This is a genomic window from Bartonella sp. CE47NXGY (genome assembly GCF_042195415.1).
Classification (GTDB): domain Bacteria; phylum Pseudomonadota; class Alphaproteobacteria; order Rhizobiales; family Rhizobiaceae; genus Bartonella.
In genome coordinates this window covers 1-1,300 of record NZ_JBHIOI010000143.1, presented here as the reverse complement: position 1 = coordinate 1,300, position 1,300 = coordinate 1, and the positions used below count along the sequence as shown (strand labels likewise).

Annotated in this window: 1 pseudogene; it reads left to right on the top strand. The window is 43.5% G+C overall.

The features are described 5' to 3' along the window. Positions 1–1,300: pseudogene (locus tag ACFIL3_RS10215) on the top strand (hypothetical protein); the annotation flags it as partial.

Below are 1,300 nucleotides of genomic sequence, written 5' to 3'. Positions count from 1 at the left end.
GCACAAAAAATAGCCAAGGAAGCCAAGGAGTCTGCTGGTTATGCAAGACATGATGCGACGCAAGCGCGCAATCAGGCAGAAAATGCAGAGAAAATAGCCTCGTCTGCGAGGAGTAGGGTTATTGATATCAATCAAGTGGTTGAGAATTTTAAAGCCCCCGTAAGTTTAGCGCGGATGTACTCAGACGAAGCCAAGAAAAAAGCCGAGGCGGCAGATTCACAAGCCTATCAAGCCAAGAGCGAAGCCGAAAAAGCCAAGGAAGTAGCCGATAGAGCGAAAAGGACAGCAGAAGAAGCCAAAACAACCGCCGATACGACGAAACAAGAGCTTGGAGGTATCAAGAGTTCCCTAGCAACGGCAACAACAGCCCATACAGTAGCTTCACAGGCAAAAGCGCTAGCGGAAGAGGTAAACAATTTACTGAAACAGTCCAATTTAACGGTTCTTTCAATTTCCACCCCTTTTCTTGTTGCGACAGGCAAAGCGCAATTAACCGTGAAAAAAGGAACACGCATAACTTTGGCATTAGGCAATGATATTTTAGTTGCAAGTTATACGGTAGATACAAGAATAAGCGTTCCTTCTCTTTCGGCGGGGAAGGATTATTATGTTTATTTGGTTTCTGATGGAGGACAGTCTCATAAATTTGTTTTATCAGAAAACTCTACGTATCCAAACGGTTACAGCGTCAATAATTCGCGAAAGATAGGAGGGTTTCATACGCTCTGTGCGGATGTTGGTACGATTTCCGGTCATCCATTGTCTGGTTATAGAGCAGGGGATATTTTACCCAATTCAGTTTGGTGTCTCAATCACCGTCCGCATAGTTCACCAGAAGGTATGGTTTATGACCCCTCTACAGATCTTTGGGTTGATATTTATCTTCAATCAGGGACGGGTGAAAATACGAAATCAATGTATCGTACCAATATAACAACAAACCGTAATTATACCGAACATGTAACAGATATGGCGCGTGTTAAAAAATCTTTACTGAGTGATGAAGCGTTTGCTTCTGCTATGTATGGAAGCAATGAAAAGACACATATTGTTGGCAAGAAAGAACCAACCTCTAAGGTTTCAGGTGGATATAAGGATACGGCGAATCGTCGAATGATCTCGCATATCGGTTGTGAGGATGGTTGCGGTTATGTTTGGCAATTTTTATCGGGCACGTTTCCTATACCCATAAGCCGTACGCAAAATACGTTTGAAATGAGAGCATTGTTAGGGGGTGGTAGCTGGAGTAATACAACGGATAATGGGCGTTTTACTCGAGCCGCCATGATCGTCAATGGTG